This is a genomic window from Streptococcus sp. Marseille-Q0941 (assembly GCF_943736975.1).
GTDB lineage: Bacteria > Bacillota > Bacilli > Lactobacillales > Streptococcaceae > Streptococcus.
In genome coordinates this window covers 101,753-123,055 of the sequence record NZ_CALSFO010000007.1, presented here as the reverse complement: position 1 = coordinate 123,055, position 21,303 = coordinate 101,753, and the positions used below count along the sequence as shown (strand labels likewise).

The 21,303-nt window shown below is 36.7% G+C and carries 20 protein-coding genes; 2 read left to right on the top strand and 18 right to left on the bottom strand.

Annotation, left to right across the window (positions count from 1 at the left end):
* Positions 1–7: 7 nt before the first annotated feature.
* From NGI26_RS07985 to pezA, 8 genes are all read right to left on the bottom strand, one after another.
* Positions 8–823 (bottom strand): DNA-methyltransferase, encoded by an 816-nt coding sequence (locus NGI26_RS07985; RefSeq protein ID WP_251938543.1) that lies wholly within the window; start codon positions 821–823, stop codon positions 8–10.
* A gap of 79 nt (positions 824–902) precedes the next feature.
* Positions 903–1,184, bottom strand: coding sequence for a DUF5960 family protein (locus tag NGI26_RS07980; protein WP_251938542.1), 282 nt, complete (start codon positions 1,182–1,184; stop codon positions 903–905).
* The gene (locus tag NGI26_RS07975) at positions 1,177–1,539 is read right to left on the bottom strand and encodes a hypothetical protein (RefSeq protein ID WP_251938540.1); all 363 of its coding nucleotides are present in this window, start codon (positions 1,537–1,539) and stop codon (positions 1,177–1,179) included. Before NGI26_RS07975 ends, NGI26_RS07980 begins: the two co-directional genes overlap by 8 nt.
* Positions 1,536–2,951, bottom strand: coding sequence for a Y-family DNA polymerase (locus NGI26_RS07970; protein ID WP_251938538.1), 1,416 nt, complete (start codon positions 2,949–2,951; stop codon positions 1,536–1,538). The genes NGI26_RS07975 and NGI26_RS07970 overlap by 4 nt, the downstream gene beginning before the upstream one ends.
* Positions 2,952–2,954: 3 nt before the next feature.
* Positions 2,955–3,641 carry an XRE family transcriptional regulator gene (locus NGI26_RS07965; protein ID WP_251938536.1) on the bottom strand — a complete coding sequence of 229 codons (687 nt, stop codon included), beginning with the start codon at positions 3,639–3,641 and terminating at the stop codon, positions 2,955–2,957.
* A 238-nt stretch (positions 3,642–3,879) separates the two neighbouring features.
* Positions 3,880–4,452: a DUF6287 domain-containing protein gene (locus tag NGI26_RS07960; protein WP_251938534.1), complete on the bottom strand. Its 573-nt coding sequence runs from the start codon at positions 4,450–4,452 to the stop codon at positions 3,880–3,882.
* A gap of 526 nt (positions 4,453–4,978) precedes the next feature.
* A complete protein-coding gene (gene pezT, locus NGI26_RS07955) occupies positions 4,979–5,746 on the bottom strand; it encodes a type II toxin-antitoxin system toxin PezT (RefSeq protein WP_251938532.1) in 768 nt (255 codons plus the stop codon).
* Positions 5,746–6,222 carry a type II toxin-antitoxin system antitoxin PezA gene (pezA, locus tag NGI26_RS07950; RefSeq protein WP_251938530.1) on the bottom strand — a complete coding sequence of 159 codons (477 nt, stop codon included), beginning with the start codon at positions 6,220–6,222 and terminating at the stop codon, positions 5,746–5,748. Before pezA ends, pezT begins: the two co-directional genes overlap by 1 nt.
* Before the next feature lie 240 nt (positions 6,223–6,462).
* Between pezA and NGI26_RS07945 the strand changes: the two genes are divergently transcribed.
* Positions 6,463–7,425: a glycosyltransferase family 2 protein gene (locus NGI26_RS07945; protein ID WP_251938528.1), complete on the top strand. Its 963-nt coding sequence runs from the start codon at positions 6,463–6,465 to the stop codon at positions 7,423–7,425.
* 208 nt (positions 7,426–7,633) lie between these two features.
* On the opposite strand, the gene NGI26_RS07940 is transcribed toward NGI26_RS07945, so the two are convergent.
* On the bottom strand, positions 7,634–10,678 hold the full coding sequence (locus NGI26_RS07940) for a hypothetical protein (protein ID WP_251938526.1): 3,045 nt from the start codon (positions 10,676–10,678) through the stop codon (positions 7,634–7,636).
* A 94-nt stretch (positions 10,679–10,772) separates the two neighbouring features.
* Here NGI26_RS07940 and NGI26_RS07935 point away from each other — a divergent pair, with 94 nt between their 5' ends.
* A complete protein-coding gene (locus tag NGI26_RS07935) occupies positions 10,773–11,672 on the top strand; it encodes a tyrosine-type recombinase/integrase (protein WP_251938524.1) in 900 nt (299 codons plus the stop codon).
* Positions 11,673–11,694: 22 nt separating this feature from the next.
* Here the strand turns inward: NGI26_RS07935 and NGI26_RS07930 are convergent, their stop codons facing one another.
* From NGI26_RS07930 to NGI26_RS07890, 9 genes are all read right to left on the bottom strand, one after another.
* Positions 11,695–11,865, bottom strand: a complete 171-nt coding sequence (locus NGI26_RS07930; protein ID WP_251938523.1) for a hypothetical protein — start codon at positions 11,863–11,865, stop codon at positions 11,695–11,697.
* A gap of 183 nt (positions 11,866–12,048) precedes the next feature.
* The gene (locus NGI26_RS07925) at positions 12,049–12,771 is read right to left on the bottom strand and encodes a TipC family immunity protein (protein ID WP_251938521.1); all 723 of its coding nucleotides are present in this window, start codon (positions 12,769–12,771) and stop codon (positions 12,049–12,051) included.
* Between the two features lie 72 nt (positions 12,772–12,843).
* Entirely contained in the window at positions 12,844–13,347 is a 504-nt protein-coding gene (locus tag NGI26_RS07920; protein WP_251938519.1) for a hypothetical protein, read from the bottom strand.
* 280 nt (positions 13,348–13,627) lie between these two features.
* Positions 13,628–14,173: a ClbS/DfsB family four-helix bundle protein gene (locus NGI26_RS07915; RefSeq protein ID WP_251938517.1), complete on the bottom strand. Its 546-nt coding sequence runs from the start codon at positions 14,171–14,173 to the stop codon at positions 13,628–13,630.
* Between the two features lie 129 nt (positions 14,174–14,302).
* Positions 14,303–15,151 (bottom strand): hypothetical protein, encoded by an 849-nt coding sequence (locus tag NGI26_RS09345; protein WP_502961308.1) that lies wholly within the window; start codon positions 15,149–15,151, stop codon positions 14,303–14,305.
* Positions 15,152–15,321: 170 nt separating this feature from the next.
* Positions 15,322–16,017 carry a hypothetical protein gene (locus tag NGI26_RS07905; protein WP_049530714.1) on the bottom strand — a complete coding sequence of 232 codons (696 nt, stop codon included), beginning with the start codon at positions 16,015–16,017 and terminating at the stop codon, positions 15,322–15,324.
* A gap of 14 nt (positions 16,018–16,031) precedes the next feature.
* Positions 16,032–17,045: a hypothetical protein gene (locus tag NGI26_RS07900; protein WP_251938515.1), complete on the bottom strand. Its 1,014-nt coding sequence runs from the start codon at positions 17,043–17,045 to the stop codon at positions 16,032–16,034.
* A 205-nt stretch (positions 17,046–17,250) separates the two neighbouring features.
* On the bottom strand, positions 17,251–17,724 hold the full coding sequence (locus tag NGI26_RS07895) for a hypothetical protein (protein ID WP_251938513.1): 474 nt from the start codon (positions 17,722–17,724) through the stop codon (positions 17,251–17,253).
* 11 nt (positions 17,725–17,735) lie between these two features.
* Positions 17,736–21,296, bottom strand: coding sequence for an RHS repeat-associated core domain-containing protein (locus tag NGI26_RS07890; protein ID WP_251938511.1), 3,561 nt, complete (start codon positions 21,294–21,296; stop codon positions 17,736–17,738).
* Between the last annotated feature and the right edge of the window lie 7 nt (positions 21,297–21,303).

Genomic DNA, 21,303 nt, shown 5'->3' with positions numbered 1-21,303 from the left:
ATTAGCCTCACTTAAGTATATTTTTTTTCAATATAGTTAATTTTTTTTCTTTATCCAATATCTTATACGCATCCTGAACTCTCTTAATTGATTCTTTAATATAATCTATATCTTTATTCTTAAATAGTTTAGAATGTTCATTTTTCTCAATACCAATAAAATTTCTCCCTTCCATTACAGCTGAAACCAAAAACGAACCACTACCAGAAGTATTATCTAAAACTACATCACCAGGATTTGAGTATGTCCTAACAAGATATCTTCCCAATTCAACAGGCTTTTGAGTTGGATGTATAACCTTCCCTTCTGATTCCGCTGTTTTAAAATACACTACGTCTGTTGGGTATCTATCACCATCACTTTTTACATGTATAGGATCGAAATCTCCATATGAACCTGTCAATTGTTTTTTTCTAGTTCCCTTGTCATAGGCTTCTCCTTGTCGCATTTGAGGATTATATGTTGGCTGCTTCCGATAAAAAACCAGTATCTCCTCAAATTTTCTCAGAGGCTGCTTTTTAGCATTTAAAAAATTAGTAGCTTTAGATTTTTCCCAAATTATTTTATACTTATATTCTTTTGGATTTGAAAGCATTAAGTTAGCAGAAAATAGACCCGATGCGGTAAAAATCATCGCGCCATCAATTTTTACTATTCGCCTGTATTCTTTCCATAATTTGTTTAATGGAATTATACTATCCCATTTATTTTGTGTCGTACCATAAGGTAAATCTACTAACAACATATCTACTGAATCATCTGGTAACTTAGACATAATCTCCAATGTATCACCCTCAATGATACTATTTATAAATTCATTCATTTTATGCTTATCTCACTACTTTTTCATATTTCTTATTATAGAATAACATTTTTTTCAAATAAATATCATCCTATGCTAGCTATTTTTTATTTTTATATTTAAATTCTCTTATTTTTGAATCTTCTGAATCCATCCTGACCCTAAAATAAAACCGATGCTCCCTGCCATCCTTGGCATTTTCCTTATTCAAGACAAAGTAGTTCTTTTGGTTGATAGCCATGGTTCGCAGAATGTCGTCAATCAGAAAAGTCAGGGGTACATTCATGGCAGAGTATTTTTGAAAATCTTCCTCAAAACGAATGTAGTCGTTCGAAAAATAATCCATCTGCAATTTGTTTTCATAGAGCTCTTTTCTAGTCATCAACTTCCTCCTGATAAAGTTGGATTGTGAGAATGTCATCTACCCTTATTAGGCGATAGCCTTCATCAGTTCTAAGAGAGATTTCTTCGGTAGATAATTCTCTTACTTCACCCAATATCGTGCTTTTATGATTTTTCTCCTTGACCACAAAAGAACCTTTTAGTCGCCCGACGTAGAGCTGGGAAAGTAGCAACAACTTTTCGACTTGATTCAAATCGGTCGACAAATCAACACGTTTTTTTTCTTCACCGAGTGAGCTCGTATGCTCCGATAAGAAAAAGCCCATCCACTTCTGCATGCCTGGATCCTGATAGTCCCTTGCGGATTGGAAGGGCAAATAAGAGCGATCAATCATTTTAATCCATCTAATCCTCCAGCAGAGTGCCCTCCGATGAGCTTGCTTCTGGCAATACTTCTCGACGCATCCTCTAAAGCAGTCGCCTTCAAGAGAGAAGTAAAGCCGAATTGCTCTCGTATGGAATCAATGGCGGTCTGGAGCCTTTCTTCTTTTTCTAGCTTATCCACATCATCAAAAAGAGAAATTAAACCAAAGGATTCGTCCACAAATCCTGAATAACTAACAGCAACACTTCTGACGGCCCCAGAAGTGTATTTGCTATGAAATAATTTCAATACATAGCTGACCAACAGACTGGTATTATTGGTCGGCTCCACCTTCATCTGGGTATGGATGGAGCGTTTTTGTTCCTGCTTTGAAAATCCAAGATGGATAGACACCACCGTCGTCTTATTTCTAGCCCGTCGAAGTCTGATAGCCACCTGCTCAGCCATCTCTCGAAGGATAATTTCGATATCTCGCTGTTTGATATAGTCTCTCGGTAAAATTTGCGAATTCCCCAAGCCATGAGATTTGGCTTTATAGGATTTATGAACATTACTCTCGTCAATCCCATTGGCATGAAACCACAAGCGAAGTCCAGCTTGGCCAAGTTCCTTCTTCAGGTCATCAGGATTGCTATTAGCCAGCTCTTTAATCGAATAGATTCCCAAACTATTCAAGCGCTTCTCCATCCGATGCCCAATCCCCCAAAAGTCAGTCATCTTTGGGATGGACCAGACCTTCTCTTCCACATCCTGATAAGACCAATTGGCTCGCATAGTCGGTGTGTGCTTGGCTTCATTATCCAAGGCCAACTTAGCAAGCAGGGGATTGGCATTCGACATACCGACTGTAGAGTAAATCCCGGTCTGCCGCCAGATATCCCTCTGGATACGAGCAGAAAGCATGTCCAACTTATCTTTACGAGAAATCTGCTGGTCTGGGACAAAATAATTGAGCGAACTGGTCAGGTCAATAAATCCTTCATCAATTGAATAAGGATAAATATCATCTGGACTGCCATAGTTCTGAAAGATTCCTTGGATTTCCATATTAACTGCGATATACTTATCCATCCGAGGAGGAACAATGACAGTCACCCGAGCCCAATCTTCGATAAATTTCACATAGGTTGGGTCTGTCCGTAAGCCCTGCTTCTTAGCATTATAGTAGGAAAATTTGCGCGTCTTGATATCAAAGGGCAGGTCATAGGCACGACCAACATTTGCTTTACCAAAGACCTTTTTGAACATAGGCGAGGAGGAAAGGATAAGCCCAACAGAATTATCCGCCCGACTCATGACACAAAGGGAGGTTTTGAGGGGATGAAGTCCTCTTTCTACACACTCAACACTGGCATAAAAGGACTTCATATCGACAAAGGCAATATCACTTTTGGGCTCTCTGGAATAATCAAAGTAGCCCATAGACTATCCCTCCATGGGTACAAAGTTACCTACGATAATACCCACAATCCGTGGATCTTCCTCGTAAGAGATAAAAATATCCTTGTATTGGGGATTGATAGAGACCAGACGCAACCCATCCTCTTCTCGGTAGACCCGTTTGATATAGGTCTGGTTATTGCAAACCACTGCATAGACCGCGCCGTCGTAATCAAATCCGGTCTCTCGAATCAGAGCCACTGAACCATTTTGATATTTGGGCTCCATAGAATCCCCTGATACCCAGGATGCAAAATCATGAGCCAGTTCTTCATTGAAATAAACCGTATCAAAGTTTCGATCATCATAAACCGAAGCCCCAATCCCCGCTGACATGCATTCATAGACATGATACTCGAAAAGTTTTTCTGGCATGGCTGTCACCTTCTTGGCTTGTTCTTCTTGAGCCAGATTACGAGCATAAACCACAACCTTCTCTTTTCCTTGATTAGAGAGGCTGTTATAGAGACGGACAATTTCGATCTGGGTGAAATAACCTTTTGGTACTTTTAAAATCTTCTCTAACTGAGCAACCTTCTCTTTAGAAGGCTCCTTGACTCCACGTTCCCAAGCTGAATAAGCCTGAAAACTAATCCCAAGCTGCTCTGCAATCTCTTTTTGTGTTAATTTCAGCTCTTTTCTCCTAGCCTTAAGTTTTTCTGGTTGGTACATGGTTTACCTCCTAGTATGATTCTTTAATTGGGAATATTTCCTTAGAAAGTTTAATTGACAGTTGAGTTTGTTTTTTAAACTAAACCATTTTGGTTTAGTTTTATTATATAAAAAAAGTAGACAAATGTCTAGTGGAAAAATCTAATGTTAAAGCATGCTTGCTTCATCTTCATAACATGATCATGACTTACAAATAAAGAAGAAAACCATCTCAAATTTGATGAGATGGTTGGAATATTTAATCTACTTTATAAAAAACTTGTTCCGAACTCGTTGGAGCAGCTTGACCAGCAATAAGCCTATTTTTACTTGGATCAGAATCAACCCATTTCATAGTAGTCCCCGCAGGATAAATAATCATACCAAATCCTGTATTACCAGTTCTAACACTAAAGTTAATACTTCCATCGTTACCTATGCTCGATTTTTCAATGTTTCCACTGTTTACTAATCCATTTTTATCGAATGTAAACTCTTGGCCCAAACCATTTCTCCATGTTCCAACTAGAGTTGAGAAATCACCATTTAGAATGGCTTGCTCATCTATTTTTTGTGATTTAGCATGCGCTTGCTCTTCTTGTGTCGAAAGTTTTTCCTCCGTAGTCGTCACACTATCTTGAGAAGTCGTTGAACTAGTGGTTGTCGTACTAATCGTTGTCGCACTAGTAGTAGAAACCTGTTCTGTTGTAGTACTTACCGCTTCTGCATCTTGCTTCTTATGATTAAAGAAGAACAAAGAACTTATCAGCGCTATAGCAATTAAGCAACTCAACAGAATCAAAATCCAATTGATGCCTTTTCCTATTTTCATTTATAACTCCTTTATATTATTCGTATTTAATTATATCATACTGAACTTATACTAGGAAGAATTTGTATAAGACAAATACTATTGGGGTGAATTTTGGGGTGAACTTTGATTTTTTGAAACAAAAAAGACATCCAAGAGATAATTCTTGAATGTCTGTAAACGTTGATATAATCGTATTGATTAACGTTTTGAGAATTGTGATGCTTTACGAGCTTTCTTAAGACCTGGTTGGAAACATTTTTATTTGAATAGATTTCAATATCCGCTTAAAATCAATGTTTTCCAACATTTACAGAAAACAGAATTTCATCTAATTTGAATCAATTTCAGTTGAATGGTGTGAATTTTACCCTAAAAATACACGAATTGAGCTAGATTTTACCAAAAAATTCACACCATTTCAAATGTTGTCATAAGTTCAGTTGTTTTCGTTATTTTTCCCTTGGATTCAATCTGTAAAAAATCCATTGCTGATGATTCATCGAAATAAATTGCTTTTTTAATGTACTCATAAATTATCCCTTCGTCACTTATCAATTTCCCCCAGCTCTCTCAACCGTTCCTGTCCCAACTTCAACATCTCTTCCTCCACCTTACTCCATTTTCCGAAGAGGCATTCTTGTAGAACTTCTGCTGCTGAGGTTCCGTCTACTTGCGAATCATAAACACACGATTGATCTCTTTGATAAATTTGAATTTGTCTAAAAAGTTTAGCCTTTTCTAACTCCCGTAAGTTATCAACCAAATGTTCTACAATTCCATCATGGTGCTCTTTGGGAGTCGCTCTCGCTTGACTAGGATCTATGGCGTAGAGCTCCTCATAACGTATCAAAGTACTGAGATAGGACAATTCTGGCTTAGTTGCAATTAGTGCAAGTGAGACTTGATAGTCTCTAGTTGTCAATAATTGTGCTGTTTTCCGAGGAACTTCGGTTGTTCTCAAGGTACCCTCGATTAATAAATGATAACCTTGCTTACTCAACTCATCTACAAGATATTCAACCATTTGTCCCGCGAATACTTTGGTATAATCCACACTATCTTTACCATACTTTTCCTGTAGACCAAGGTAGTTCGGATGAAAAGAGCGATAACTATCTCCATCAATGATAATGATATTTCCTTGAAATTCCCTTTGTTTAATACGATGAATCGTTGTCTTACCAGCACCACTCTGTCCACCAAGCAAAATAGCCTTGGGCTGAGATGAAGTTGTTTTTCCACGAGTTAAAGAACGAACGAGTCGATTAGAGGCTTTAATAAAGTCATCCTGGCTAAATTTATCTAATTTCATTAAGCCACCACTAGATGACTAGCTTGTTCTAGCACACGTTCAATGCCATCCAAATAACCATTATATCGCTCTACATCCTCAAAAGTTGCAACAAGATAAATCTTCGTGTTAATCAAATCAGAAAGATCATAGCTCATTAGAACCCAAGGATTAGAACTATCATCAAATGCAATTCCTTGTTCATCTTGAAAACGATAAAGTTGCGCTAAGATATTCGCTCCTCGTTCCTTTATCAATTCTATTTTTAATGTTAACTGATAATCTTCTACTGGTGTGAGCATTTTCTCCTCCCCTACAATATCGATATAGGAAACATTAAATTTTTTGCAGATACAATCTATTAATTCTGTCGAAACTGAACTTGTCCCATTTTCATAACGACTCAGACTATTTCTAGAGATACCAACAATCTTTGCAAACTCAGGCTGCGTTAATTTATGTATTTTACGTAACGTTTTTATATTTTCTCCAATCATGTAACTCCTCCTTTTATTTATTTCTATTATAACATAAAAAAGATAAATGCACCATTTTTGGTGCGTCATTGCTGATGGATATAATACCACACATTTAGTTATTGAAGAAAAAGTTCTATGAGTCTGTTCAAAAAGTTTTTGAGAATATAAAAAAGTAAGAAAAGTATAATCGAAAACATATGGGAGATATGAATCTATGGTATACTAGTGATAATAAATAGTTATCATTAGGAGAAAGTTATGGATATTACAATTATTATTCCAATGAAAGATACCGAAGATCAAATAATGAAATGTTTAGATTCTATCAAAATCAATACGCTTTCTAGGGATAGGTATGAAATCATCATTATTGACGATGCATCAAAGCAACCTTCAGAATTTTTATCAGAAAAATATGATATTCATTATTTTTATTCTAAGAAAAGTTTAGGAGCAGGGGGAGCCCGAAATTTAGGAATAAGGATGGCTCGTGGGAAATACATATGCTTTATAGATAGTGATGACTGGATTTCCTACGATTATTTAGAAAAAGGTCTAACGTATATGGAGCAATGTGCATCTGAAATTGGAATGTTTACTTTAAAACGTGAATACGACGACATAAAGGATATAATCTACAAGTGTAAGTATAATACTTTGCTACAATTAGGGCCTGAAGAGAGTATAAAGGTAATGGCAAAAGAGTATAACTTTGATGTAAACATAGTTCCATCAACAACTAATAAAATCTACCTACGTCAATTTTTAATTGACAATAATATATTTTTTCCTGAGAATCGTAAATTTGAAGATTTACTATTCAGTATTAAGACGATGCTTGTAGCCTCTAAATTAATTTGTATTCCTGATGCAACTTACTTTCATTATCGACGTAAGGGGTCAATTGTCCAATCTTTTGAACACAAAAATAGCGAAGATATGTTATTCATTTTGAAAGAAATTAAAGTGTATTTAGAAAACAATAATTGTTTTGAAATTTATAAGAAAAGCTTCTATCTTTTTTGTGAACATTTTATGAACTTAATCATTAGACAAATTAATGAATTTTGTAGTGATGAAAATATTAAAAAAGCTGAAATGACTTTTATTGTTAAAAATTTATTACAGCAAATTAACTTAGATGAGTATCTTGCCTCTATTTCAGCAGAAAAACTTAGAATGCATATTCAACCTTACATCATTGATACAAATATACTATAAACATAAATTGTTCTACATGTTCTATTAAATTAATCCTAATATCAGGAAAGTATTTTGTAAATATATTGTAATTTTTGTATTTAAAAATTGAAATGATAAAATCTGTTTATTTAGGTATATTAAAAATTATCAATGACTACGCTAGAATAGGTCTACGGAGTATTCGAACGTAATCACTTTACTTTACTGTATTAATAATTAGACTCCCTTACCATATTGAACGAGGATCAAAATAAAACGTATTATCTTTCAGCTCACCACCCAAATAAAATTCAACATGAGCTGGTGAACAACTTAATTTAAGATTGTGTAAATTAATATTTTTATAATGATTAGGAAGAGGGGAACTATCAATTAATCTCAATTTGTTTTCAGTTTCTAGATATTGATTATTTTGGACTAATTCTAAATAATTAAATATGTTAGCAAAAAATAGTTTTTGACGAGCTCTGTAGGGACGTTTTCCCGAATCGTAGATTTCTTTGATTAAGTTCTTAAGAGTTGTTTGATCATCTAAAATGATAGCTCCGGCTACCAATCCAAGAATATACTTTTTATAGTCGTTAAGGTGGTCCTTTTTTAAGATACTAACTTTCTGTAGGATAATTAAGAACTGTTCTTGCTTAGGATTCTCTAAAAATTTTATAAATAATTTCTCTATTTCTAAAAAATAATTATATTTATCAATTGAAATAGGTTCAATTTTAAATAAAATTTCTTTGGCAAGTGTTATATTACTTGAATAAAAGATTCTCGCAAGGCGTTGGATGTAAATTTTTCCATATTCATCTATTTTTGAATAGTTCATAAATTCTTCTAAGAGCTTACAATCTAGTAATAAAGTGTTCTCTGTTTTAATCAGAGCCTCCAAAAATTTTTGGTTAGATTTAATTGTCTGAACTTGATCATGATTTACATTACGATAGGATAGCAAATTATGGAACTTCTTGCTATGTTTTCGAAATTGTTCTAAGCGATAGTTTTCATAATCACTATTGATTATTTCATAGACTACATTTAATATAATATTTAAAAAAATTTCAGATTCACTATTATAGTTTAATTTTTCATCAAGTATATTGAAAAGTTTTAAAAATTCTGCATATCCACTACTATCTTGTCCAACATTTGCATTAGCCATTGCAAAAAAATAGTGCAGTAAATAATAATCATTTTGAAATCTATAGAACAACCTCAAGTAGTTGTCTCCTCCTTTAAATTTGCGAAGGAGATAGTAAATTGAATGGTATTCTTGATGAGAAAAATATTGTTGAAGCGTAGCAATTGCTTTTTGACTTTTTTCTCTATTCTTATCTATAAATAAGGAGACAAATATTTCCTGGAGAGGATGATTGAAATTTATATTTTCAGAGATAAATAATTCATTCCCATTGTCTATAATCCAGTTCAAGAACTCCTCTAATAAATTAGAAGAGAATGGCACTAGTTGTTGGTTGATGTCAAAACCTAGAAATTTTTTTTCCAATAAAGATATTGTTGCTTCGCTATATATTTGAATATCATTTGGTGGGAGACTATAGTTCAAGAAAACAGACTTTACTACTTCAAGTTCCTCTTTGCTTAAATCTTCAAAACTTTTAATATTCTCGTTGCTACTGAAATGAATTAATAGTTTAGCGGGTTCGAGTTTTAAGATAGGAAAAGTATTTAAGTCCTGTAATTGTTTTATATTCTTAATGGATTCTTTTAATGGTTCATAGATTGGGTTTATTCCGTCCAGGGATAATGCTTCTGATATGTGAATGACATCTTTTGGAAAAGTTAATGGATTTGTTGAAGTAACGACAAAGAAAATATTGTAATCTTCATTATAGCAAGCTTGAATTATATGTTCAAAAAATTCTTTGTATTCGTTTGATAAAAATTGAAAGTTTTCTACAATAACTAATTTAAAGAATTGAGTTTCCTTAAATTGCTGAAAAAAGTCCGTTAGAATGTCTAATTGAAAATATCTAAAAAGTGCTTCGTAATTTTTAGCTTGATACTGTTGTATAAATGATTTTAAGGAACTACTGAGAGGAGTTGGATAATCTTCTTTGATGACCAGATCGTGTAGCAACGGAAACAAAATAAAATGCACTAGCTGAACTAAATTTTCCAAATTGTAGACATCATCCGATGAAAATGATATAAATATTTTGGGGAATTGCTGAATAGTAGGTGATGAAAAATAATTTTTGACTAGATAGCTTTTTCCATATTTATAGGGAGAAATAATTGAAAAAATCTGAGTAATTTTAGTATGATTCCTAGTTGTTTTACAATATTCTTCCAATTTCTGTCTGACATTCTCTTGTGATTTTATATAAATAGGTTTCATAACAGTATTTTTTATTAAAGTAAAATACTTAGGACTAAGAATTGAAATTTTGGTATTATTAGATTTCTTACATAAATCGAAAAAATGATAGATAGAATAACTGTCTTGATTTTTTTCGTAAATAAAAGAATTATTCTGGCTACCATTGGGTGAAGCATCATACCTATCGTCAGGAACTATTTGAAATTCTATTTGAATATGATTTTCACCAGCATTTACCGGAATCTCCTTAAGAGAAGATGTACTAACAATTCTCCAGGGATATTTTCCTATATTGTTAGGTAAAATTTCTATTATGTCATCATTGTCAGAAAAAAATGAAAAGGACAATCGATAGCGTGTATTGTACGACAGGTAATCTACTGAAAAATCGGGGTTTCGAATGGCATAGGAATTTATCGTGGTCACTTCAACAAATCTAGTTGAAGTAGTTTCAATTTCTGATATATCAATATCTTTTTCTGAGATATTAGAAGAAAAAAATTCTTTGATATATTTGGGATTACGTTTTAACCAACTTTCTAGATTTGTTTTAGTTATAAAATGTACAACCGCTTCGGGAGAAATTTCGGCAATTGCAGTTTTTATATTAATAATATTCTCAGTAGAAATATTCGAATTAGTAACAAAGAAATATTTTTTAACATTTTTTTGTAAGATAGAAGTGACAATAGTCGCATCAAGACGATACCGAGATAGTTTTTCTTTGGAGGTATATTTTGCTTCCATCCACCATCTAATAAATTGGCCGTCTTCTATAAAAAAGACGACCTGCGCATCTCTATTTCCATCACGAGTTTCTTTTGTTGGGGACCAATTTCTCTCACTGGGATAAACTTTTTCAACATATTTTAGTGCTAATACTTCAAAAGTTTTATCATTTTTGGGTTTTAGATATTGCCAAATATTCAATTTTATAAATCTCCTAATGATAACTATTTATTATCACTATACAAAGCATCAAAATAAGTTTATAATAGCCTGATTATTGATAAAGGAGTTATTCATGGATTATAAACTTATTTCTACTTTTTTAGACTACTGCAAAACTCATAAACGCTTGAGTTTACATACAATTCGAGCTTACAAAAATGATCTTTTGCAATTTTACAATTCAAACTATGACAATGTTGAATCATATATTGAATTTTTAACAAAATCAAATATAAAATCAAATACTCTACGGCGAAAAATCGCAAGTTTGAAGGTTTTTTATAGCTATTTGAAATTTCAAGATATAATTGATGAGAATCCTTTTAATCAATTACGTTTTCAATTTAGAACGGAAAAAATATTACCTAAAACAATTCCTTATGATATTTTGAAAAGTATTTTTTCACATCTAGAACAGAAAGTTGCCTATTCAAAAACTAAATATCAAAAACAAAAAGCTGAAAGAAATTTGCTAATCATTTCCTTATTACTTTCAACTGGTATTAGGGTTTCCGAACTTTGTCATATTCATCTCAAAAATATTAATCTTTCAAATAAGACTCTCCATATTATGGGAAAAGGTAAGAAAGAACGTATCCTATTTTTAGGAGATCAAATAACATTTAGCTTACTAGAAACATATATAAATAATTACTGCTTTCAACCCAGTGACTACCTATTCCCTGGAAAATATTCTCTCAAACCATTGTCAGAGCAAAGTGTACGTTTAATTCTAAATACTCTTGTTAAACAACATAACTTAACTACACCTATTACTCCCCATATGTTTAGACATAGTTTCGCAACAATGCTTCTAGATAGTGATGTAGATATTCGCTACATTCAACAAATTCTTGGACATAGTTCTATCTCAGTCACACAAATCTATACTCATGTATCTCAGTCAAAGCAAAAAGAAATTCTAAGTCTGTGTAATCCCATCGCTTCGATTCATTCACAGTCAAAAAAATAGGGCTACCTTCATAGAGGTAGCCCTATCCTGAATAGTCAAGCCCAGTATCGTCGCGGACTTCTCCGTTATAGGCAAAGGGATTGCCTGTTGTGTCTGTACTTGTCTTTCTTGCCCCATAAAGATGATAGCTAGTTGATGCGACGGTTTGTCTATCCTTTGTCAAGCCTGACACAGAGCCTGACTGGTTGGTCAAGCGGAAGCCTTATCCCCCCTTCCTTGGCCGCTGTAAGCAACTGTTTCTTTAAGTCATAGGTGAAACATAAAACTCTCGAAGAAATCCTTCCTCGAGAGTTTTTGTAGGTTTCTAGCACAACAGAAGATAGCCGTTCATTCAATATAGAGCAACTAAATACTGAGAGCCTAAAAATCGGTTAATCTATTCAGAAAAACTTAGTGGCACAATCTCTACATCCCCAAGATTGTCAACTGAGTAACGTTGACTACCATTTTTAAACCAACGTGCCAGAACAACATCATAAAGCATGAAGTGAGATTTTTCTTTAATCCAAGCTTCATCAATCCCATGAGGTTTTAAATACTCTAGTACTTCGTTGGGATTTGTTAGGTAAAAATTAGGTATCGAATCCCCTGTTTTCGACTGACGTGATAATTCTTTATATGCCTCCAAATCTAGTTTCCCCTCATCCTTATGGAGTATATTGTAACTAGCCAAGTCATACGCTACCGACCATTTAGAATCTGAGATTTCGACCGATTGGTTGAGTTTCTTATCATTGTAGTCATATTTTATATAAAGATATCTCCCATCAGATAATAGTTGCTGGTATTCAATAATAAAAGATTCTTCAAAACCTACAATCACTTTTAAACTTTCATTTTCAGACAAGTCTGCATCAAGTTCTATGGGAATTATCCAGTCTGAATCTCTAAACGACTGACTTCCGTCAACAGCTTTACTAAAATCAGCGAGGCCAGGTAAGATACCACTATGGGTTTCTGCATAGTTCATCTCTAAAAAGACATTACTTAAAGATTCATACACTCCTTTATAATAATACCTTTGATAGACACGATATAGACCAAACAAAGTTAGAAAAACTAATATCGTTATGACTAGAATTTTTAAAATTTTTTTCATCCAAATTCTTTTCCTCTAAATACTTACATATAACCTTTCTGCTATATTTGAAATCAAAATAATGATAGCCCCCTACCCCAACTCCTTGGCTATTCTGCTCTTTTCAAGTTTTCCCTTGGTAATTCGTTTCCATAAAACAAGTGGGTTCAAACTATAAGATAGGCGTAGGAGGAAATAATTGATCCATTCGATTAGGGCAAAAAGTTGTATCAGTGTTGCTAAGATAGCCACTTGGAAACTCTGGGTATTCCAGACAATAAAAGGAAAGCCTGAAATAAGTAAAACAAGGTCTAGTATTCTGAAACTACCATATAATTTGGGGACACTTCTACTGCCAAACTGGGGATTCGACAGTCTTCTAATCAAAATCGCCCAGTAGATTGAACCTTGAAGCAATATAAATGTCAGTAAAGACAAAGAATAGAGAATGGTTACTAGACTATTCCAATCAGTAAGCCGATTTTTCAAAAGGAGAAAACAAAACCAAAAGGATAGGACAGCTGTGAACTCTCCCAAACAGAGGGACACCAACTCTTTTCTAACTTTCTCTTTTTGCATGTTCATCATCTCACCCATCTATCTATCATCCTATATCAGAAAAAAGCCATTCGAATCATTTTCTAGTCAAGATTTCTCAGAATCAAGGCATTCTAAGCATCGAGCAGTTCAATTCCTTTAATATCGATGCAATTTTAAACTTAGAATTACATCAAAATAAATGTTTTAGGTCTATTCTAAGTCTATGAAGGCCTTAAATTTTAATTTTTAAAGGATTCTAAAGCTAGAATTGTTCAAAAATCACGAGAATGAAGCTATTCGAAGCTTAGAAGAACCTTTGGTGAATTTCAATAGCACTTCAACTAGCTATTCTACAATTTCTCTGATGAGCTTTGAGTTTTTTCAGAGCCCAATCATAGTGACTGGAAGTGGCACTCACAAAGTAGGAGCCTAGACTTGTTCCTCCCGTCCACTTATAGACACCTTTTGTGAACAATTCGTCATTGCTGAAGCCTTCCATCAACTCTAAAACCTCTTTATGCGATTGATTGAGGAGTTTGGTCGCTTCTTCTAAGGAAGTTCTCTGGTGCTTCTTCCAAAAAGCGACATTCATTTCCCCATAAGTTTTCCAATTATAAGGTTCAGGGAGAAAAGGTCTTTCATGACCCTTTTGATTGAAATGGACCCAGGTCAAAAGTAACTGATGCCATTCATAGAGATGGATCAGAACATCTCTTAGATTTTTATCTCTTTTCCAGTGAGCTTCTTTTTTCTTTTGGTCTTTTGAAAAATCAAAAGGAGTCTGTAGTTCCTCTTCACTTAATTTAGATATAAAGTGATTGAGCTTTTCATAGTTTTCTTTAGAGGCTAAGACTAATTCCTCTTTCGTTCTTGGTCTAGGCATAGGAGTTCTCCCTTCATTTTTAAGTTGGATATGCTATTTCCTCACTTCATTATACCATAATCAAAAAGCAGTTCTTCATTTTACGAAAAACCGCTTTTACTTACCATTTTATAAAAGTTAGGAGCGCCCCTAGACTTGCTTATTTACATATAAATCTTTAAAACGACGGTCCGCTTCTGCTATCTGATAGAGCAAGTTGGCTAGTTCTTGGTAATCTTCTCTTAAACATGAAAGGTGGGCTTGGCCATTATAGGCAAAGGGATTTCCTGTTGTGTCTGTGCTTACCTTGCTTGCCCCATAGAGGTTATAGCTGCTTGATGCGACGGCTTGTCCATCCTTGGTCAAGCCTGTCACAGAGCCTGACTGGTTAGTCAAGTAGTTGTAGCTGTCACCTGTTTGGTTGTTGAGGTAGCTAACTCGACCCTGACCATAGCTATAGGTCTCACGAGCCTTGCCATCATGATCATAGGTTTCGAGGACTTCTGTATGTTCACGATTGACATCGTTGACATAGTTGCGTTCCTCGTAGTAGTTGTAGGTATCCTCTCGTGTGGTATAAGGGATCAGGACATCCTGAACCTGACTGGCATAGGTTACTTCTCCCTGACCCGGTAAGTTTCCAAGTTCTGGTGGGTTGACGACAATTCCCTCCTTGGTTGCTCGATCCTTAGCCACTTTCTGGTGATAGGCTCTAGACACATCGTCAAAGATGCTGTGCCAGATGCTGCCTATCGTTTGCGGTAGAGCAGACAGGGCTTGGAGAACATTCTGGCTAAAACCATACCAGAAGAGGGAGTTTTCTTCTCCACTTGGGGCTGTGTATGGAAACTTACGACCTGAATTGGTATCCTTTGGCTTGCGTTGGAAGAGCTGATAGGTGTTCTTGCCTTCCTTGCGACTGGCAGTGAAGACACGGTTATCATCTCCATCATAGAGCGCAGCCATGAGAAGACCCTTCTTGTCCTTGATCGCAAGCAAGCGATTCTCTGTATCGTAGATGTAGTCTAACTTCTCTGAGTTCTTCTCAGAAGCGATGCTGGTATCAATATAGTCAGCTAGAAGTAAACTTTATAGTAAGCCATAAGTAAAATCTCCTGAAGAAATTCTTCAAGAGATTTTAGATTAATTTAACTCATAATCCTACGTCATCAAAAATCTAAACCGATGATTATCCATTCATCAACATAATCCCAAAAAGGGATCGGATATTCTGGCAATTCATCCTTTGACCAAAATATACCTCCTTCATCTATTGGTTTAGACAAATCTAAAACGAGATACTTTCCCATACCATTACTAAAAAAATTGTAATAACAGGAAATATCATCTGTTAACTGATCCTCAAATTCCCAATCATAATCGGCTATTGGTTCAATCATATCTAAATCGTCTAATCCCATACTTTTACTCGTATAGTCATTAAAACCTGCATGAACTTTTGTATAAAACTGAATAATACTCTCATCTAATTCTATATCTGACTGCTTAAAATGATCAATAAAATGTTGCTCCAAAATCGGCATTTTCCCCTCATAAAAAACCAAGCTATTGCTTTGATACGTTCTAATGGAATAAAGCAATGAATAATTGCTTCCAATTTTGATAAGATCTATATCTTCTGAAAATTCCTCTAGATATGAGATCGTATTGCTGAGTTCAACTCCTAAATATTTTTTCCATTCCTCAAAAATTATTTGTTTTCTTTTAGAAAAATCTGATGTTTGAAATGCATCGCGCCAATATTGTGGAATAGTATGATTGGACAGATTTTCAAAATTAGATAAAATCTCGACCATCTCTCCAGCTGGTACATATTTCTTTAAAAAATTTAATTTTTCATTCATAAACTACCTCCAATTTATTTATCATAGATAAAATTATCTATCATACTCTGAGGTTTCCCTTCTAAGATTGCTTCTTTTCTTATCATTTCTTCCCTAAAAATTGGATTTATCGGTGTATTAGTTTTTTTATACATCGTCCAATCGCTATAAGATTTTGCTCCTTTTGAAGTATTTGCTGATTTACTTAATCCTATAAAATTCTCTTCAAAATTCAACACAGAAAGTTGTTGCTCCGATGATAACTTATCAAATCCCTCCATAGTAACAATTTTTTTCATTGGGACTATATGATCAGCTTCTAGTTTCTTGGTAATGACATTTTCTGGTATTGCAAAATCATTCATCGGCAGACTAATCCCTTCATTCACTCTCATCCGAAGATTGGGTGTTGGAGTATTATCTCTTAATTTTTTATATTCTGCAGCAGATAATTTACTTTTCCCATATCGTGCTTTAGATACTGAGGCACCAGACTTCTCCGCAAACATTTGGAGATTATCTACTGTCATTGGTATACGTCCGCCCGTAGGCTTCGTCGTCACCACATCAGCCTTAGGAGCCTTCTTAGGAGACACACTACCTGCTCCGTTGGTAAAGGTGTTAAAGGCAAAGTTCATGGCGACTGTTTGACCAGTAATCTTATTTCCTGTGGCCAAATCAATACCTGTGTCAATCGCAGTCTCAACCGCTGATTCCACTCCAATCTTGGCAACTTGTCGAACTGCTTGATTGCTAATACTTTGGGTCACATTTGTTGCTAGACTAGCTCCTGCTCCCACAAATTGGCCGCCAATAAGACCTGAGATAGCACCTGTTCCTGCTCCTTTAGCGATCGAACCAACCAATTCCCAACCACGTTGGCCAGAACTATAGGCATCATATCCTGAGATGATTGCTCCAGAGGCTACACCACCGATAGCTGCCGCAGTTACGGCAACCTTCTTCCAGTCGACATTTTTCACGAAATCAACGACTTGATTCTTAACTCGTTCAGCTGTTGTACAGACATGTTTTAAGGTATTCTGCAAGGCTGTTCCCCAGTTTCGGAGGAGATATAGCCTCCATCGTCATACTCATAGTCGTAGCTAGAGATGAGCTTATCCTGCTTGCCCATATGGCGGAGTTCAGTGAGACTAAAATATATTTTGATTTCAAAAGCCCCCCAAAAATTTAGATTTTCTGTCTAATTTTTGGGGGAGTTCAAATCGTTTTTAATGTAATCTATCTATTGTCCTACACAATTTTCATCACCTTAAAGTGCCCCTCTGGATAATTGCCTTGGTAACCAACTGGAATGTACCCTCCCTCATAAATTAAAAGTAAATCATCATGAAATGCAGACTCTATCCCGAAATCGTCTTGCAATAATTTATAGTTTCTAAGAGTACTTAAATCAAATAAAATCGAATCTATGCATGTCTGTGGCAAAAAATTTCTCTGTAGGTATTCTTTTAATATAGGGTCAATAGATTTACGAAAATAGGCCGAATTTTCATTCCAAATTTTTCCTATTCCAGTTCTAACTTCACCTTTGTTCTTAAGTAAAAATTCACTTCGAAATTCCCAAACAAGCTCTTCCCATTCACTAGACTCTATACTTAGCAATCCTTCAGTACTGTCTAATATTTCTATCTTAAATGGGAATTCAATATTTCTTTTACTAAAACATTCAATAATATACTTCATATCCATATATTTTTCTTTCATTTAGAAAAACCTCATTTCTTTTTAGGTAACGGCATTCTACCTGGTAAAATTATTTCTGAATCACTATTCAATCCATAATAACTTTGTTCAGCTCTAGTAGCAGACATAACTTCACCAACTTGAGAATCTGTCAAGCCTGCATCTTTTAATGATTTAGTCGTTGCATCATTGTAATCAGAAATAGTAGGGATATCACCATATTTAGAGCCCCCCTTCCTATACTGATTATAAAATTCTTCCATAGTAGCATGGGCGTTGTAATGAGGACTACCAATATCTTTTCTTATGTTGCCAATTAGCGGAACAGTCACACCATCATTATAACTATAATTTGGAGCAGTTTTCTTCATCATAGCCGCTTGATTAACATGGTGAGCCTGATAATCAGTTCCTTTTAAAGACTTCGTTTGATTTTTATAAGTTCCCACCTGAGTATTTTCTTTCAATACTTCAAGACTTGACGTACCAGCCCTTGGCCCATCTAACAATTTCTGTGAAGCTTCTGCTGGTGGAGTGACATCTTTCAATGATCGATGATGCTTATACCCCACATCAAGGACTTCGACATCCCCTGATTTCGGCTTCGTCGTCACCACATCAGCCTTAGGAGCCTTCTTAGGAGATACACTACCTCCTCCGTTGGTAAAAGTGTTAAAGGCAAAGTTCATGGCGACTGTTTGACCAGTAATCTTATTTCCTGTGGCCAGATCAATACCTGTGTCAATCGCAGTCTCAACCGCTGATTCCACTCCAATCTTGGCAACTTGTCGAACTGCTTGATTGCTAATACTTTGGGTCACATTGGTTGCTAGACTAGCTCCTGCTCCCACCAATTGACCGCCAATAAGACCTGAGATAGCACCTGTTCCTGCTCCTTTAGCGATCGAACCAACCAATTCCCAACCACGTTGGCCAGAACTATAGGCATCATATCCTGAGATGATTGCTCCAGAGGCTGCACCACCGATAGCCATCGCTACGGGGGCTCCAAGACCTCCAGTCGCTACGGTAAGAGCAATACCGACACCGATAGCTGCCGCAGTTACGGCAACCTTCTTCCAGTCGACATTTTTCACGAAATCAACGACTTGACTCTTGACTCGTTCAGCTGTTGTACAGACATGTTTTAAGGTGTTCTGCAAGGCTGTTCCCCAGTTTCGAAGGAGATTCATGCCTTCTCGGATGGTAGGGGAAGAACTCCTACCTGTTGCCAGCGCATAGGCAGATTGAACCACTTGTTGGCGCCTAGCCTCTATCTGTGCTGCCGCTTGCTGGTATTTCGTTTGTACATAGTCACCGGCACTATTGTAGGCCGTTTGAACCTTATTCCACTGTCTGCCAACCCAATTCGATGCGCGATTGAATTGGGTGCTGATCCAGTTAGTCGCGTGATTAAAGGCACTCTTGGTCACATTCCAAGCTTTGGAGGCGAAACTCTTCACACTATTCCAGGTGTTTGAGGCCACTCGTTTCACCGTATTCCAGGTATTAGAAGCGACCCGTTTTACACCATTCCAAGCATTAGAGGCCTTCTTTTTAACATAGTTCCAGCCTTTTTTGATATTGTTCCAGAAATGCCCACTCGGGTCTGTATAGTTGACAGGGTTGTTCTGCACATAGCTGTAGAGGTTCTGGCTGAGAGGATCTGTGTCCTCGCCTGGATAGCTATCCTCAGTTAAGAAAGCACCTCCCTGACTATCATAATACCTTGCGCGTAAATAGTCAAGTCCAGTATCGTCACGAGCTTCGCCGTTATAGGCAAATGGCTGACCTGTCGTGTCTGTGCTTGTCTTTCTTGCGCCATAGAGGTTATAGCTGCTTGATGCGACGGCTTGTCCATCCTTGGTCAAGCCTGTCACAGAGCCTGACTGGTTAGTCAAGTAGTTGTAGCTGTCACCTGTTTGGTTGTTGAGGTAGCTAGCTCGACCCTGACCATAGCTATAGGTCTCACGAGCCTTGCCATCATGGTCATAGGTTTCAAGAACTTCTGTATGTTCACGATTGACATCGTTGACATAGTTGCGTTCCTCGTAGTAGTTGTAGGTATCCTCTCGTGTGGTATAAGGGATCAGGACATCCTGAACCTGACTGGCATAGGTCACTTCTCCCTGTCCCGGTAAGTTCCCGAGTTCTGGTGGGTTGACCACGATTCCTTCCTTGGTCGCTCGATCCTTAGCCACTTTCTGATGGTAGGCTGTCGACACATCGTCAAAGATGCTGTGCCAGATGCTTCCTATCGTCTGTGGTAGAGCAGACAGGGCTTGGAGGACATTCTGGCTAAAACCATACCAGAAGAGGGAGTTTTCTTCTCCACTTGGGGCTGTGTATGGAGACTTACGACCTGACTTGGTATCCTTTGGCTTGCGTTGGAAGAGTTGATAAGTGTTCTTGCCTTCCTTGCGACTAGCAGTGAAGACACGATTGTCATCCCCATCATAGAGTGCAGCCATGAGAAGACCCTTCTTGTCCTTAATCGCAAGCAGGCGGTTCTCTGTGTCGTAGATGTAGTCTAGCTTCTCTGAATTCTTCTCAGAAGCGATACGATTGCCATTCTTGTCGTAGGTATAGGTGATGGTACCATCTGGACCTTCTAGTTTGGTCAAGCGGTTATGATCATCGTAGGTAAATTGTGTCTGGCTCTCCTTGCCATCAACTGTCTCGGTGCTGGTCAGTTTATTGCCCGCTAGGTCATAGGTGTAGGAGAGTTTAGAGAGCTCCTTACCAGCTCCATCCGATACCGTCATGTTTTCCACTTGACCCAGAGTATCGTAGGTATAGGTATGGACTAGGGTTTCGCCATCCTGCTTAATGGTTTCCTTAGCGATATAGCCTCCATCATCATACTCATAGCCGTAGCTAGAGATGAGTTTGTCCTGCTTATCCATGTGACGGAGTTCGGTGAGACGGTGAGCCTTGTCATAGGTCAAGAAGCTCTTGGTTCCATCTCCTCGATTAACTTCCGTCAGATCCCCTGCTTGGTTATAGCTATAGCTGGTCTTTTGTCCCTTGACATCTGTCACGGAAGTCAGGCGATCCAGTTCATCGTAAGTATAAGAAACTGTGCTACCATCTGGGTAAATCATCTTCGAGATATTGCCATAGGCATCATACTCGTACTGAATCAGGCTACCATCTCCCTGACGAACACCCGTGATCTCGCCTTCTTCGTTGGTCGCGTACTGACTAGTTCCTGTCAGATCACTCATAGACACCCGACGGCCATCCGCATCATAGGTATAGAGGACTTGACCCTCTTGCTTTTCAGAGTACTCCACCTTGAGCAGTTGATCCAGCTTGTTGTAGTCATAGCTGATGGTTTTCCCATCGGACTTGGTTACTTTTTCGAGCTGGTTATTGACATTATAGGTATAGGTCTCCTTATCTCCGAGACTAGTCAAGCGCTCCACTAGATTGGAAAGCTGATCATAGCTGTAGCTTGTGACCTTGCCATTTCCATTCGTGACCGAAGTGACATTGCCCACACTGTCGTAGGTATAGCTAGAGGTGGAAGCCTTCTCTCCACTTCCTTGTGTCGCTGTAAGCAACTGATCCTTTAGGTCATAGGTGGGCATAAAACTC